Origin of the sequence: Micromonospora sp. NPDC049497, from assembly GCF_044465805.1 — a bacterium.
Lineage (GTDB): Bacteria > Actinomycetota > Actinomycetes > Mycobacteriales > Micromonosporaceae > Micromonospora.
In genome coordinates this window covers 270,625-284,475 of sequence record NZ_JBITMC010000002.1, presented here as the reverse complement: position 1 = coordinate 284,475, position 13,851 = coordinate 270,625, and the positions used below count along the sequence as shown (strand labels likewise).

Here is a 13,851-nt window from a genome sequence, read left to right as displayed (position 1 = left end):
GCGCAGTTTCGGGGAAAGAGTGGCTTCACCGGCTCGAATGGCCACTCCTTCCCCGAAACTGCGCGGCGGAGCGGGGGAAGGGCGAGTGGGGCGCCGGTGGGTGGGTGGGTGGGTGGCGGTCAGTGGGGGTCAGTGGGGGTCGGAGAGCAGGTTCAGGCGGTGGGCCAACGCCGCCGCCTCGACACGGTTGTGCACGTCGAGCTTCGCGATGATCCGGGACACGTGCACGCTGGCCGTCTTCGGCGAGATGAAGAGCTGCTCGGCGATCCGGCTGTTGCTGTGCCCCTCGGCGACCAGCCGCAGCACCTCCCGCTCACGGGCGGTCAGCAGGTCGGCGCCGGGACGACCCCGGGTGGCCCCGCGCAGGCCGACGCGGCGGGCCAGCGTGGCGGCCCGCCCGGCCAGCGGGGTCGCGCCGAGCCGGCCGGCCAACGCCGTCACTTCGGCGACCGCCTCGGCCACCTCGTCCCGCTCCCCCTTCGCGGCCGCGGCCTCCGCGAGCGCGAGCAGCGCCCGGCCGAGCGGCCACGGCTGGCCGTCCACCCGCCACGCCGCGACCGCCGTACGCCACGCCGCCAGCTCGTCGTCGCCCGGCGCGACACTCGCCGCGACCTGTGCCGCGTGCGCCCGCTCGGCGGGGAACCGGACCGGTACGGCGGCGGCGAGCGCGGCGACCCGGCCGGCGAGCCGGTCGTCGCCGAGGTGCCGGGCGACCCGGGCGAGGGCGGTCAGCAGCGGCCATCCGTAGCGGGGGCAGTCGACGAGGCTGGTGTCGGCGAGAGCCGTCTCCGCCGCACGCCGGGCCTCGGCCTCGTCGTCGGCGGCGAGGGCCGCCTCCAGGCGCAGCTCGATCAGCGGCAGCCGCTGGTTCGGGTGCAGGTAGGGTTTGGACAGGAAGCTCAACGCCCGGCCCACCGACTCGTCCGCGCCCGGGTGGCCCTGGGCCAGTCGCAGGCCCGCCCGCAGTTGCTGCCAGTGGGAGCCGGTGACGCCGGGGGGGTCGATCCGCGCGGCCTCCGCGCAGATCTCCTCGGCCTCCGTCCAGCGGCCCAGCGCGAGCAGCGCCTCGGCCCGGTTGGAGAGCAGGTACGCGCCGGTGGACCGGCTGATCCCCACCCGACGGGCCTCGCTCACCCCGTCGCTGGCGGCCCGGGCCGACTCCTCGTACCGGCCCAGCTCGAAGAGCACGTCGGAGATGTGGACCAGGACGCTCACCAGGGCCGGCACCGTGTCGGTGGCCCGGGCCAGCGCCTCGCAGCGGCGTAGCTCGGTCAGGCCCAGGTCGGGCTCGCCGTCCCGCCGGTTCGCGACGGCGAGCTGGATCGGCAGTTGCGCGCCCAGCCCGGCGGCCCGCGCCACGGCGGTCACCTCCGCGGCGATCCGGGCCCCCTCGGCGCGGTCCACCCGGCCCAGGTGGGCGGCGACGTCGGCGAGCAGCCGCAGCCGCTCCGGGCCCTCCGGCCCCTGGTTCGCCAGCCGGTACGCCTCCCGCAGCTCGGCGGCACCGTCGCTCTTGCCGAGGATGGACAGCATCCGGCCGCGCCGGTCCAGCAGTCGCGCCGCGCGCAGTGGTTCGGCGCCGGTGTCCACCTCGGCCAGTGCCGCCCGGGTCAGGGTGAGAGCCCGCTGGTAGTCACCCGCGGTGGTGGCCGCCGCCAGGGTCTCCTCCAGTACGGCCAGGTGGTCCATGTCGAGCCGGTCGGCGGCGTCGGGCACCAGCTCCCACAGCTCCAGCACCCGTTCCAGCAACCGGCTCTGCTCGGCGTACGCGTACCGGTCGGCGGCCGCGCAGGCGGCGGTGCGGGCGGCCACCAGGGCACGGGGGTGGTCGTGTGCGGCGTACCAGTGGTGGGCGATCTCGGCCGGCGCGCGCCCGGCGGCGACGAGGTACGGCTGGGCCTCGATGGCGGCGGCGTAGCGGGCGTGCAGACGGGCGTGCTCGCCGGGGAGCAGCTCGTCGTGGACGGCCTCGCGGACCAGCGCGTGCCGGAACTCGTAGTCGCCGTCCGGGTCGGCCACCACGAGTTGGGCGGCGACGGCGGCCCGCAGCGCGTCCTCCAGCTCCGCCTCGGGCAGCCCGGCGACCTCGGCGAGGAGCTGGTGGGCAAAGCGGGTGCCGCCGGCGGCGGCCATCCGCAGCACCCGTTGGGCCGCGTCGGGCAGCCGGTCCACGCGGGCCAGCAGCAGGTCGCGCAGGGTGTCCGGCAGCACCGCACAACCGACCGGGTCGCCGGCGGCGGCCAGCTCCTCGATGAAGAGCGGGTTGCCCTGGGTGCGGTCGTGGACGTCGTCGACGGACCGGGCGGCCGGCTCGGCACCGAGCAGGTCGGCCAGGATCGCCGCGGTGCCGTCCCGGTCCAGTCGGCCCACCTCCACCCGCTCGACCCCACGGGCGCGGTCCAGCTCGGCGATGAACGGGCGCAGCGGGTGGCCCCGGTGCAGCTCGTCGGTGCGGTACGTGCAGACCAGCAGCAGGCGGTCGGTGCGCGCCGCGCGGACCAGGAAGCCGATCAGGTCCCGGGTGGAGCGGTCGGCCCAGTGCAGGTCCTCGATCACCAGTACCAGTGGCTGCTCGGCGGCGAGCCGGCCGAACAGCTGCGCGACCAGGTCGAACAGGTACCCGCGCGGGGCGTCGGAGACACCGGCGGCGGCCGGTGCGGCGGCACCGAGCGGTCCCCGGGCCAGCTCGGGGAGGAGGCGGGCGAACTCCGCCTCGTACCCGTCGAAGGCGCCCGGGCCGTCGTGCCGCAGCACCTCGCGCAGCGCCGCCGCGAACGGCGCGAAGGGCAGGCCCGCCTCGCCGAGTTCGAGGCACTGCCCGACCAGCAGCCGGGCCTCACCGGCGCCGGCCCGGTGGCCGAACTCCTCCAGCAGCCGGGTCTTACCCACCCCGGCCTCACCGCCGACCAGGACGGTGGTCGGTTCGCCGTCGCGGGCCCGGGCCAGGGCGTCCCGCAGGGCCGCGAGCTCGCGCTGGCGGCCGACGAGAACGGTGCGGGCGGCGCGTGCGGTCACGGCACCGAGCATGCCACGCCGCCCGTCGTGCCCCTGCCCGCCGGTCGGCCCGTCCCCGGCGGTACCGCCGGGCCGCTCCCGGTCCCCGGCGGTACCGCCGGCCGGCTTCCCGTCGCGGGACGCGTCGCCGGAGAGGCGACCGGCCCCGGACACGTCGCCGGAACGCATGCCGGCCCCGCCGCCCGGGTCGGGCTGCGGGGCCGGGTGTCGCTCGACGGTCGCCGCCGTCGGACCGGGGGCGGTCACCGGGCGGCTGCGTCGCCGCGGCCGGCGTGGTGGCGGCGACTGAGCCAGCCGCGCGCCGACCGGCGGGGCAGCGTCCGGGCCAGCCGGTCCGCGGCGGCCTCCGCGCGCAGCTCGGAGGCGTGCGTACGGTGGACGCTGAGCAGGTACTCGGGGTCGGTGGTGAACATCTCGGGCTCCTCGCGGTCGTCGTTCTCTGCCGACACCGACTCTCCGCCCGAAGGTGCCCACCCGGCATGGGTGCGCTGCCTGATCTTCGTACGCCGCACCTCCTTACCGGCCACCCCGGGAGGGCGTACGGCGGCGTAAGGTACTCAGCCGCCCGCGGATCACCCTGCGCGCGGGGCACCACTAGACTCTGGGTCATGGCAAAGCCCCAGGAGAAGGTCTCGTTCGGCCAGCGGCTGAAGCAGATCGGGATGGTGTTCCGGTTCACCGCCAAGCAGGACAGGTGGTTCGCGCCCCTGGCCTTCGCCGCGGTGGTCATCCCGCTCGCGCTGACCGTGGTCGCGTTCCTCGCCTGGGGCTGGATCTGGATCCCGCTGGGCATCCTGATCACGCTGCTCTGCGTGCTGATCGTGCTCAACCTGCGGTCGAACCGGGCGATGATGAACGCCGCGGAGGGGCAGCCCGGCGCCGCGGCGCAGATCATGGAGAACATGCGCGGCGACTGGCGGGTCACCCCCGCCGTCACCTCCACCACCCAGATGGACATGGTGCACCTGGTCATCGGCCGGCCCGGCGTGATCCTGCTGGCCGAGGGCAACCCGCAGCGGGTGCGCGGCCTGCTCGGTCAGGAGAAGCGCCGGCTCGCCAAGGTGATCGGCAACGCCCCGCTGCACGACTACGTGATCGGCACCGAGGAGGGTCAGCTGCCCATCCGGAAGCTGCGGATGACCCTCATGCGGCTGCCCCGCAGCCTCAGTGGCAAGGACGTCAACTCCCTCGACAAGCGGCTGAAGGCCCTCACCGCCCGCCCGCAGCTGCCGAAGGGCGCGATCCCGAAGAACATGCGGCCGCCGCGCGGCGCGTTCCGCCAGTCGCGGGGCCGCTGACCCCGCAGGCGTACGCACGAGAGCCGGGCCCCGCGAGCGGGGCCCGGCTCTCTCCGTTCCGCCGCCCTTGCGATCTTGCGCGGGCGACGGGGAGCGTTCAGGCGGCGCGGCGGGGGGCGTCGACCATCACCGAGCCGGTGAGGCGGTCGTGCAGGCCGCGACGCTTGTCGTCCATCAGCAGGGCGGGCACGACCAGCGCCAGCAGCAGGCCGCGCAGCAGGCCACGGATCACGCCGATGCGACCGCCGTCGGTCCACGAGACGCAGCGGACCTTCGTGATGTACATGCCGGGGGTCTGCGCGAAGAGGCCGAGGAAGAAGCCGTACTCCAGGATCAGCACCAGGACCGGGGCCCAGCCGTCGGTGACCGGGTCGGCGAAGCCACGCGCGACGAGCAGGCAGAGCACCCAGTCGATGATCAGCGCGCCGAACCGCCGGCCCAGGGTGGGCGGCGTGAAGGTCGGATCCGAGGCGGGCGGTCGGGGGCGTTCCTGCGGCGTGGTCACAGCGGTCAAGGGTATCCAGGGCGCCGGGACGCTCCGGAACAGGAGTGGAGGATGCGCGTCCGCGCCGGGTGCGGCCGTGCCGAGGACGCAAAAAGGGGCCAAACAGAGCAAGTGTCCCTAGAATGGCACAGCCGGCGGCGTCCCGCCGGGCGGCCGGGACCGGCCAGAAGGGCGCGGATGACGCTCCGCGAGGGACGTAACACGGCAGAAACACTCAAGACACGGCCGGGCAACCGCCTGGCCATAGCGTCGCCAGGAGCCTAGCCACCCGTGGACGTGCCAGGAGGACGTGTGTTCGCCAATTCCGAGGAACTCCTGCGATACCTCAAGAACGAGGACGTGAAGTTCGTCGACGTACGTTTCTGTGACCTGCCCGGCGTGATGCAGCACTTCAACATGCCGGTCGAGTCCGTCGACGACGCTCTCCTCACCGAGGGCCTCGCCTTCGACGGCTCCTCGATCCGCGGTTTCCAGGCGATCCACGAGTCGGACATGCTCCTGCTCCCGGACGTCGCCACCGCGTTCATCGACCCCTTCCGGGCCCAGAAGACCCTCGCCCTCAACTTCTTCATCCACGACCCGTTCACCCGTGAGGCGTACTCCCGGGACCCCCGGAACGTGGCCAAGAAGGCCGAGGCGTACCTCGCCGCCAGCGGCATCGCCGACACCGCCTACTTCGGCGCTGAGGCGGAGTTCTACATCTTCGACTCGATCCGCCACGAGACCTCGGCGCACCAGTCGTTCTACTACATCGACTCGATCGAGGGCGCGTGGAACACCGGCCGCGAGGAGCCGGGCGGCAACCGCGGTTACAAGACCGCCTACAAGGGCGGCTACTTCCCGGTGCCGCCGGTGGACCACTACGCCGACCTGCGCGACAGCATGGTCCGCCGCCTGGTCGACGCCGGGTTCACCGTGGAGCGCTCGCACCACGAGGTGGGCACCGCCGGCCAGTCGGAGATCAACTACAAGTTCTCCACCCTGCTGCACGCGGCCGACCAGCTCCAGCTCTTCAAGTACCTCATCAAGAACGAGGCCTGGAACGCCGGCAAGACCGCGACCTTCATGCCGAAGCCGCTCTTCGGCGACAACGGCTCCGGCATGCACACCCACCAGAGCCTGTGGCTGAACGGCGAGCCGCTGTTCTACGACGAGACCGGCTACGCCGGCCTGTCGGACACCGCCCGCTGGTACATCGGCGGTCTGCTGCACCACGCGCCGTCGCTGCTGGCCTTCACCAACCCGACGGTCAACTCGTACCGCCGCCTGGTGCCGGGCTACGAGGCTCCGGTCAACCTGGTCTACTCGCAGCGCAACCGCTCCGCCTGCACCCGCATCCCGGTGACGGGCAGCAACGCCAAGGCCAAGCGGGTCGAGTTCCGGGTGCCGGACCCGTCCAGCAACCCGTACCTCGCCTTCTCGGCGATGATGATGGCCGGCCTGGACGGCATCAAGAGCAAGATCGAGCCGCCGGCGCCGATCGACAAGGACCTGTACGACCTCCCGCCGGAGGAGTGGGGCGACGTCAAGCAGGTGCCGGGCTCGCTGTCGGCGGTGCTCGACTCCCTCGAGGCCGACCACGACTACCTGCTCGACGGTGGCGTCTTCACGCCCGACCTGATCTCGACCTGGGTCGAGTGGAAGCGGACCAACGAGGTCGACCCGGTGCGTCTGCGCCCGACCCCGCACGAGTTCGCCATGTACTTCGACTGCTGAGCCTGATCAAGGCTCTGACCTGGACCAACAGGATCGCTACTGATCTTGGGTACAGGTTGGGTACAACGTCGCGGACGGCGGTCATGCCCGGCTCACAGCCGGCGTGGCCGCCGTTCCGTGTTGTCCGAGCGCGCCGTCAATGAGCAGCCGGGTCCGGTCGAGCACGTCCGGCCACTCGTGGACGTAGGTGTTGAGTGTGACGGTGGGCGTGCTGTGCCCAAGCGAGAGTTGGACCGTCTTCACCGAAGCCGAGGCAACTCGCAAGGCAGCGTTGCAAAGCCCAGCGCCACCCTTATCGGCGGCACTGGGCAATCAGCCTGAGCGTGCACAGCGGAACTACGGCGCAGCGACTGATGGACTGCTGACCGGGCAGGCGACAACAAGGAAGGCCCCGGCTTCGTCCGGGGCCTTCCTTGTTGTCGGGTCACTCCGCGACCCACACGGTCGGTGGAACACCATTGCTGTTATGACCCTGCGGTGACAGCGATGGTGTTCCACTCGCGCCGAGCCGCCCGCCTGGATGACCCCCGCAATACCTTCGCGTCCGATATATTGCCGGTGTGGACACGCCACTGCGGGAACCGACGTTCCTCATCCTGACCGCGCTCGCCCGCGAGCCGATGCACGGCTACGCGATCATCGGCGAGGTCGCCGCCCTCTCCGACGGGCGGCTCTCCCTGCGCCCCGGCACCCTCTACGGCGCCCTGGACCGGCTTACCGACGCGCACCTCGTCGAGGTGGACCGGGAGGAGACCGTCGACGGCCGGCTGCGCCGCTACTACCGCCTCTCCCCCACCGGCGAGGCCGTCCTCACCGCCGAGACCGAGCGCCTGCGCCGCAACGTCCAGGCCGCCACCGCCCGGCTGGGCGCCCGCTCGCGCGCCGCCCGGCCGGTGGCACCGCGTACCGCCGGAGGGCTGGCATGAGCGACCTGGAGCGCCGCTACCTGCGCCTGCTGCGCGCGTACCCGGCGGACTACCGCCGCGAGCGGGGCGACGAGATCGTCGGGACGTACCTCGACCTGGCCGGACCGGGACGGCGCCGGCCCTCGCCCGCGGACGCCGCGGACCTCGTGCGCGGCGGCCTGCGCCAGCGGCTGCGGGCCGCCGGCGCCACCGACCTGGCCCCCGGCGTACGCCTCGCGGCGGTGCTCGCCCTGGCCACGGCCACGTTCCTGGCCGGCTTCTGGATGATCAACGAACTCCGGCCGCCACCGGCGGACTGGGGGGTGCCGCGATTCGGGCCGTTCGTGTCGGTGGGCGTCATCGCCTGGCTGGGATGGCTGACGGTGCCCGCGCTGGCGCTCGTCGCGCCGGGCCGGCCCACCCGTGCGGTGACCGCCGTCGCGGTGCTGGCGACCGCGGCGGTGCCCGTGGTGAGCGTGCTCACCGGGTCTCCCCGGCCGCCGCTGTACGCGCTGGTGCCGCAGGTCGCCCTGGGCATGCTGGCGCTCGCGGTGGACGCCCGCCCGGCGCTGCCGGCTCGCGCTCTCCCCGGCGCGGCGGCGATCGGCGGTGCCGCGGCGGCGGACGTCACGACCTGGCACGGCTCCTACTGGGGCTGGGACGAATACGGCACCGAGCAGCTTCTTCCCTGGGCCGGCGGGACACTGCTCGTGGTAGCCATGCTGCTCGCCGTCGGTCTGGCCATGCGTCACGACGGCCGGGGCGGCTGGGCAGCCCTCGCCCTACTCACCCCCGTCGGCCTACTCGGCGTGCACCCGCTCGCCGGCGCAATAGACGGCCTCGACGGTGCGCCCCAGCCGACCTATCCGACCATGCTCGGCACCGCCGTCGTCATCGGCCTGCTCGGGCCGCTGATCCTGCCCCTCACGGTGGTCCTGCGCCGCCGCCGGCGGCCGGCCGCACCGGCCCGCTCCTGCCCGACCTGCGGCGCGCAACGCTGACACCCGGCCGGGCCCACCGCCCCAGGCATCTCAGCGGAACGGGTCAGCGGGCATCGCCAGAGGGTGATCCGGCGCGACGCAGGCGGGGTAGACCCCACACCGCCACGGCAATGACCAGGGCCGTCATCGCCACCGCACCCGGTGCCTTGGTCAGGCGCGCCAGGTTCGTGCCGTCGGGCAGCGCGAGGAAGGTCGCCACCGCGGCGGGCACCACGAACCACGTGGTGCGCCGGGCGGCGACGGCGAGCAGGGCCAGCGGCCAGGTCGCGTACCAGGGGTGGAAGACCGGGGCCAGCACGACCGTGGCGGTCAGCCCCAGCCCGGCGCCGAGCAGGGCCACCCGGGGGCGGGCCGCCTCCAGGCGGGTCACCCGCTGCCGGACGTCGTTGAGCCCGCGCAGCGCCGACCAGGCGCGGCACCACAGCAGCACCAGCAGCACGGCGAGCAGCACGAGCGCCACCGCACGGGCGACCGGCACCGCCGGCCGGTCCCACCCGACCAGCTCACCGAGGTAGTCGACGACCATGCCGACGGCGGTCGGCGGCGACGTCCACTGCTGCGTGTCGCCGCTGCGGTGCAGGCCGGCGACCCAACCCAGCCCCAGGCCGGAGAGCAGGGAGGCGCCGAGGAGGGCGACCAGCACCCCGCCGGCCAGCCAGCCGCCGTCGCGCAGCAACGCACGGACGGTGTAGCGGCCCAGCACGGCGGCCAGCGCCGCGAACGGCAGCACCACCACGGCGGTGGCCTTCACCGCCACCGCCAGCCCGAGCAGCACCCCGGCCACCACCAGCGCGCGGGGCCGGCCGGGGAAGCGGACCAGCACCAGCAGGCCGAACAGGAGCAGGCCGAGCATCACCGCGTCGTTGTGCGCGCCGGCCACCAGGTGTACGCCGACCAGCGGGCTGGCCAGCGCCAGCCAGGCCGCCCGCCGGGTCGGTACGCCGGCCGCGCGGGCCAGCCCGGGCAGGCAGAGCGCGGCCAGCAGCACCCCGAGGGTCGCGACGGCCCGCAGCAGGACGACGGTGGCGGTCAGGCCGCCGCCGACCGTCGCCGCGAGCGCCGCGAGCACCACGAACACCGGCCCGTACGGTGCCGGGGTGTCCCGCCAGATCGGCGCGACCGCGTCCACCCAGGGACACCCGGCCCCGGCCACCCCGGTCGCGTACGGGTCGACGCCGTTCGCGTACGCCCAGCCCTGGCACGCGTACGAGTAGACGTCCCGGCTGCCCAGGGGCGGGGCGACCAGCATCGGCGCCGTCCACAGCCCGGCGGTCAGGTACGCCCACCGGGTCGACGGCGCGCCCCGGCGCAGCGCCCACCAGGCCCCGGTCAGCAGCAGCGTGCCGGCCAGCCACAGCGCCACGGTCAGCGGGCCGTCCCCGGAGTTCCACACCTTGGTCGCCGTGGCACCGGGCAGCGCACCGCCGACGTACCCGGCGACGGCGAGCAGCACCGCGCCCGCCAGCCCGGCCCAGCGGGCGAGGCCGGCGGCCCTGGGTGGTGTCTCCGGCGCGTCGGGGTGCGTCACCGGCGTACCGGGTCGGATCACCGGTGCGCGTCTCCCGCCTCGACGGTGGCCGGCCGGCGGCGGGCCCGGGCCGACCGTACCAAGCGGACCGTCACCACGATGACCAACAGCGTCATCAGCGGCGCGCCGGCGGTCTTCGTGTACCGGGCCAGGCCGGTGCCGTCCGGCAGCAGCAGGAACGAGGAGATCAGGGTGACCAGCGCGAACCAGCCGGTGCGCCGCGCGGTGGCCGCGAGCACGGCGAGCGGCCACATCCAGTACCAGGGGTGGAACAGCGGGGCCATCGCCACCGTGGCGGTCAGCGCCAGGCCGGCGTGCCACAGCGGCTCGCGTGTCCGCGCCCGCCACCAGAGCCACACCAGCAGCAGCGCGAGCACCGCCATGCCGATGCCCCGGGTGGCCGGGAGGGCGTCGACATGCCAGCCGAACGGCAGCGCCAGGTACCCGACGGTCTGCCCGACCGCGGTCGGCGGTGAGGTCCACGCGATCACGTCGCCGCCCTGGGCGAGGCCGGTGATCCAGCCGAAGTCCAGCCCCGCGCCGAAGGTCGCGCCGACCACGGCCGCGAGCGCGCCGCCGGCCACCCACCCGCCGTCGCGCACCAGCGCCCGCACCGAGTACGCCCCGGCGATCGCGGCCAGGGCCGCGAACGGCACCACCACCAGCGCGGTCGCCTTGAGCGCCCCGGCCAGGCCGAGGATCACGCCGGCCGCCAGCAGCGGACCCGGGCGACCCGGCCGGGACGCCACCAGGGCCAGCCCGGCCACCAGCAGCCCGACCATCATCGCGTCGTTGTGCGCGCCGGAGACCAGGTGCACCCCGACCAGCGGGGAGCCCAGCGCCAGCCAGAGCGCCCGGCCCTCGGGGATCCCGCAGCGGCGGGCCAGCACCGGCAGGCAGGCCGCCGTCAGGGCCAGCCCGGCCAGGGCGAGCAGACGGAACAGCACGATGCTGCCGACCAGCGACCCGGTGATCTTCACCACCGCGCCGGCAAGCAGCACGAACAGCGGCCCGTACGGTGCCGCGGTGTCCCGCCAGATCGGCGAGACCGTCTCCAGCCAGGGGCAGGGCAACGCCGACACGCCCTGCTCGTACGGGCTGAACCCCGCGGCGTAGGTGGCGCCCTGGCAGGCGTACGCGTAGACGTCCCGGCTGCCCAACGGCGGCGCGACCAGCAGCGGGACCAGCCAGAGCCCGACGGTGACCAGGGCCCAGCGCGCGGACGGCACCCGGTCGCGCAGCGCCCACCACGCGTAGCCCATGAGGCCGAGGCCGACCGACCAGATCGCGATCAGCAGCGGCCCGTTCGGGCCCTGCCAGATGCTCAGCGGGTTCACTTTGTGCGGCGACGAGGGCAGGGCTCCGCCGACGAATGCGGCGACGGCGAGCAGGGTCGATCCGGCCAGGCCGGTCCAGCGCGCGAGGTGGAGGGGCACGGAAGGACATGCTGCCAGTACGGTGGTCGCGGTACGGAGGTGGGCATGCGGCACGGTCGGGTGGTGGCGGTGGCCGCGGGTTTCGCCGCGGTGCTGGCAGCGGCGTACCTGATGCTGCCCCCGACGGGCTCGGACCTCGCCGCCCAGGTCGCCCGGGCGGACTTCTTCGCCGCCCACGGATTCTCTCCGGTGGACCTGCGCTGGTACGGCGGGGTGCAGCAGTTCGGCTACAGCCTGCTGTCCCAGCCGTTGATGGCGACGCTCGGTGTGCGGGTCGTCGGGGCGCTGGCGCTGGTGGCGGCGGCGAGCGCTTTCGCCGCCCTGCTGGTGCGTACGCGGGTGCCCCGCCCGCTGCTCGGCGGCCTCGTCGGGGTGGTCACGATCGCCGGCAACCTGGTCTCCGGCCGGGTCACGTACGGCCTCGGGGTGGCCTTCGGGCTGGCCGCCCTCCTCGCGCTCACCCTGCCTGCCCGGGGCGTCCGCCGGCCGCCGGCCCGGCTGGTGCTGGCGGCGCTCGGCGCGCTGCTCGCCTCGGCCACCAGCCCCGTCGCCGGGCTCTTCGTCGGCCTGGCCGGCGCGGCCCTGCTGCTGTCCCGCCGGTACGCCGACGGCCTGACCCTCGGGGTCGCGACGGCGCTGCCGCTCGGCGTCACCGCGCTGCTGTTCGGCGACGGCGGGTGGATGAACATCAGCCGCACCGACACGCTCCGCGCGGTGGTGGCCAGCCTGCTGGTGGCGGCGCTGGTGACGTACCGGCCGGTGCGGGTGGGTGCGCTGCTGTCGGCGGGCGGGGTGCTGGCGGCGGCGCTGGTGCACACCCCCGTCGGGCTCAACGCGACCCGGCTGGCGGTGATGTTCGCGTTGCCGCTGCTCGCCGCCGCAGCGCGGCTGCCGGCCGGCGCCGCGTCGATCGGCGCCCGGAGCCGGCCGGCCGGCGCCGGCGCCGCGTTAAGAGGGGGCCCTTCCTCTACGGCAGGCGTTAAGCGGGGGCCCTTCCTTGCACTGCTCGCGCTGCTGGTGGGGGTCGCGTGGTGGTTGCCGCCGGTGCCGCCGGCGGACCTGCGCAGCGTCGGCGACCCGACCAACCGGCCGGCCTACTTCGCGCCGCTGCGGGACTTCCTCGGGGGGCAGCGGCTCACCGGCCGGGTGGAGGTCCCGCCGACGCGGAACTACACCGAGGCCGCCGCGCTGGGCGAGGTGCCGCTGGCGCGGGGCTGGCTGCGGCAGGCCGACATCGACCGGAACCCGCTGTTCTTCACCACCGTCCCGGGGGCGGCCGGTACGGGTGTCCCGCTGACCGCCGACACGTACCGGGCGTGGCTGGCCGACAACGCGGTGCAGTACGTCGCGGTGCCGGACGCCCCGCTGTCCTGGGTGGGGCGGGCGGAGGCGGAGCTGGTCCGGGGCGGCCTGCCGTACCTCACCCCGGTCTGGTCCGGTCCGCACTGGCAGGTCTGGGCGGTGGCCGATCCGACGCCGGTCGTCGGCGCCCCCGGCGAGCTGGTGCGGGCGGACGGGGCGTCGGTCACCTTCCGCACGGCGCAGGCCGGCACGGTGCCGGTCCGGGTGCGGCACAGCCGGTGGCTGCGCGCGTCCGGCGGGGCGACGGTCGCCGCCGACGGTGACTGGACGACGGTCACCGTCCCGCGCGCCGGGGAGTACACCCTCGGCAGCTGACGTTGCCGCTTTGGCAACGGCGCTTGCCGATCGCCACGTCACCGGCCCACCATCGTCGTCGACGGGCCGACCGGACGCCCACCACCGCAGGAGGAACCGTGCACGACAGCCACGACCACACGGAGACCGCCCGGTTCTGGGACGACCTCTACGGACAGCGCGGACAGCTCTGGAGCGGACGGGCCAACCCGCACCTGGTCGACGTCGCCGGCCCGCTGCCCGCCGGCACCGCCCTGGACCTCGGCTGCGGCGAGGGCGGCGACGCGATCTGGCTGGCCGGGCAGGGCTGGCAGGTCACCGCCGTGGACGTCTCGGCCGTCGCCCTCGACCGGGCCCGGGCCGCCGCGACGGACGCGGGCGTGGACTCCCGAATCGAGTTCCGCCGGCACGACCTCACGCGCGGCTTCCCCACCGGCACCTACGACCTGGTCTCGGCGCAGTTCCTCCAGTCGCCGCTGGACTTCCCGCGTCTGGACGTGCTGCGCGCGGCGGCGCGGGCGGTGGTGCCCAGGGGCCGGCTCCTCGTGGTCGAGCACGGCGCACTGCCGCCGTGGGCCAGCGCGGACCACCACCACGCCGCCCACCACTTCCCCACCCCGCAGGAGACCCTCGACGGCCTCGACCTGGAGCCCGGCGGATGGGAGACCGAGCGGCTCGACGCGCCGCGCCGGACCGCCACCGGCCCGGACGGCGAGACCGGCGAACTGGTCGACCACCTGGTGCTGGTCCGCCGTCGGTAGGGCGGGATGAGCCGCGGCCCGGCGGCGCGC

10 protein-coding genes and 1 pseudogene are annotated in these 13,851 nt (G+C 74.8%); 6 read left to right on the top strand and 5 right to left on the bottom strand.

Features of this window, described 5'->3' with window-relative positions; all coding sequences use genetic code 11:
* Window positions 1–129: 129 nt before the first annotated feature.
* Both ACIBR0_RS04595 and ACIBR0_RS04590 read right to left on the bottom strand, forming a co-directional pair.
* Window positions 130–3,261 carry an ATP-binding protein gene (locus tag ACIBR0_RS04595; RefSeq protein ID WP_396712683.1) on the bottom strand — a complete coding sequence of 1,044 codons (3,132 nt, stop codon included), beginning with the start codon at window positions 3,259–3,261 and terminating at the stop codon, window positions 130–132.
* Complete coding sequence (locus ACIBR0_RS04590) at window positions 3,258–3,464, bottom strand: hypothetical protein (protein ID WP_396712682.1); 207 nt, start codon at window positions 3,462–3,464, stop codon at window positions 3,258–3,260. The genes ACIBR0_RS04595 and ACIBR0_RS04590 overlap by 4 nt, the downstream gene beginning before the upstream one ends.
* A gap of 159 nt (window positions 3,465–3,623) precedes the next feature.
* Here ACIBR0_RS04590 and ACIBR0_RS04585 point away from each other — a divergent pair, with 159 nt between their 5' ends.
* A complete protein-coding gene (locus ACIBR0_RS04585; protein ID WP_396712681.1) occupies window positions 3,624–4,313 on the top strand; it encodes a DUF4191 domain-containing protein in 690 nt (229 codons plus the stop codon).
* A gap of 97 nt (window positions 4,314–4,410) precedes the next feature.
* On the opposite strand, the gene ACIBR0_RS04580 is transcribed toward ACIBR0_RS04585, so the two are convergent.
* The gene (locus ACIBR0_RS04580; RefSeq protein ID WP_396712680.1) at window positions 4,411–4,818 is read right to left on the bottom strand and encodes an RDD family protein; all 408 of its coding nucleotides are present in this window, start codon (window positions 4,816–4,818) and stop codon (window positions 4,411–4,413) included.
* Between the two features lie 291 nt (window positions 4,819–5,109).
* On the opposite strand from ACIBR0_RS04580, the gene glnA reads away from it, so the two are divergent.
* From glnA to ACIBR0_RS04565, 3 genes are all read left to right on the top strand, one after another.
* Window positions 5,110–6,534, top strand: coding sequence for a type I glutamate--ammonia ligase (gene glnA / locus ACIBR0_RS04575; RefSeq protein WP_357039741.1), 1,425 nt, complete (start codon window positions 5,110–5,112; stop codon window positions 6,532–6,534).
* Window positions 6,535–7,094: 560 nt separating this feature from the next.
* Window positions 7,095–7,460 carry a PadR family transcriptional regulator gene (locus tag ACIBR0_RS04570; protein ID WP_396712679.1) on the top strand — a complete coding sequence of 122 codons (366 nt, stop codon included), beginning with the start codon at window positions 7,095–7,097 and terminating at the stop codon, window positions 7,458–7,460.
* Window positions 7,457–8,440: a hypothetical protein gene (locus ACIBR0_RS04565; protein ID WP_396712678.1), complete on the top strand. Its 984-nt coding sequence runs from the start codon at window positions 7,457–7,459 to the stop codon at window positions 8,438–8,440. The genes ACIBR0_RS04570 and ACIBR0_RS04565 overlap by 4 nt, the downstream gene beginning before the upstream one ends.
* A gap of 43 nt (window positions 8,441–8,483) precedes the next feature.
* Here the strand turns inward: ACIBR0_RS04565 and mptB (ACIBR0_RS04560) are convergent, their stop codons facing one another.
* Window positions 8,484–9,968 (bottom strand): polyprenol phosphomannose-dependent alpha 1,6 mannosyltransferase MptB, encoded by a 1,485-nt coding sequence (gene mptB, locus ACIBR0_RS04560; RefSeq protein WP_396712677.1) that lies wholly within the window; start codon window positions 9,966–9,968, stop codon window positions 8,484–8,486.
* Between the two features lie 17 nt (window positions 9,969–9,985).
* Window positions 9,986–11,404: a polyprenol phosphomannose-dependent alpha 1,6 mannosyltransferase MptB gene (gene mptB, locus ACIBR0_RS04555; protein WP_396712676.1), complete on the bottom strand. Its 1,419-nt coding sequence runs from the start codon at window positions 11,402–11,404 to the stop codon at window positions 9,986–9,988.
* A 22-nt stretch (window positions 11,405–11,426) separates the two neighbouring features.
* On the opposite strand from mptB (ACIBR0_RS04555), the pseudogene ACIBR0_RS04550 reads away from it, so the two are divergent.
* Both ACIBR0_RS04550 and ACIBR0_RS04545 read left to right on the top strand, forming a co-directional pair.
* Window positions 11,427–13,081 (top strand): annotated as a pseudogene (locus ACIBR0_RS04550) (hypothetical protein).
* 98 nt (window positions 13,082–13,179) lie between these two features.
* Window positions 13,180–13,821: an SAM-dependent methyltransferase gene (locus tag ACIBR0_RS04545; RefSeq protein ID WP_396712675.1), complete on the top strand. Its 642-nt coding sequence runs from the start codon at window positions 13,180–13,182 to the stop codon at window positions 13,819–13,821.
* Window positions 13,822–13,851: the final 30 nt, after the last annotated feature.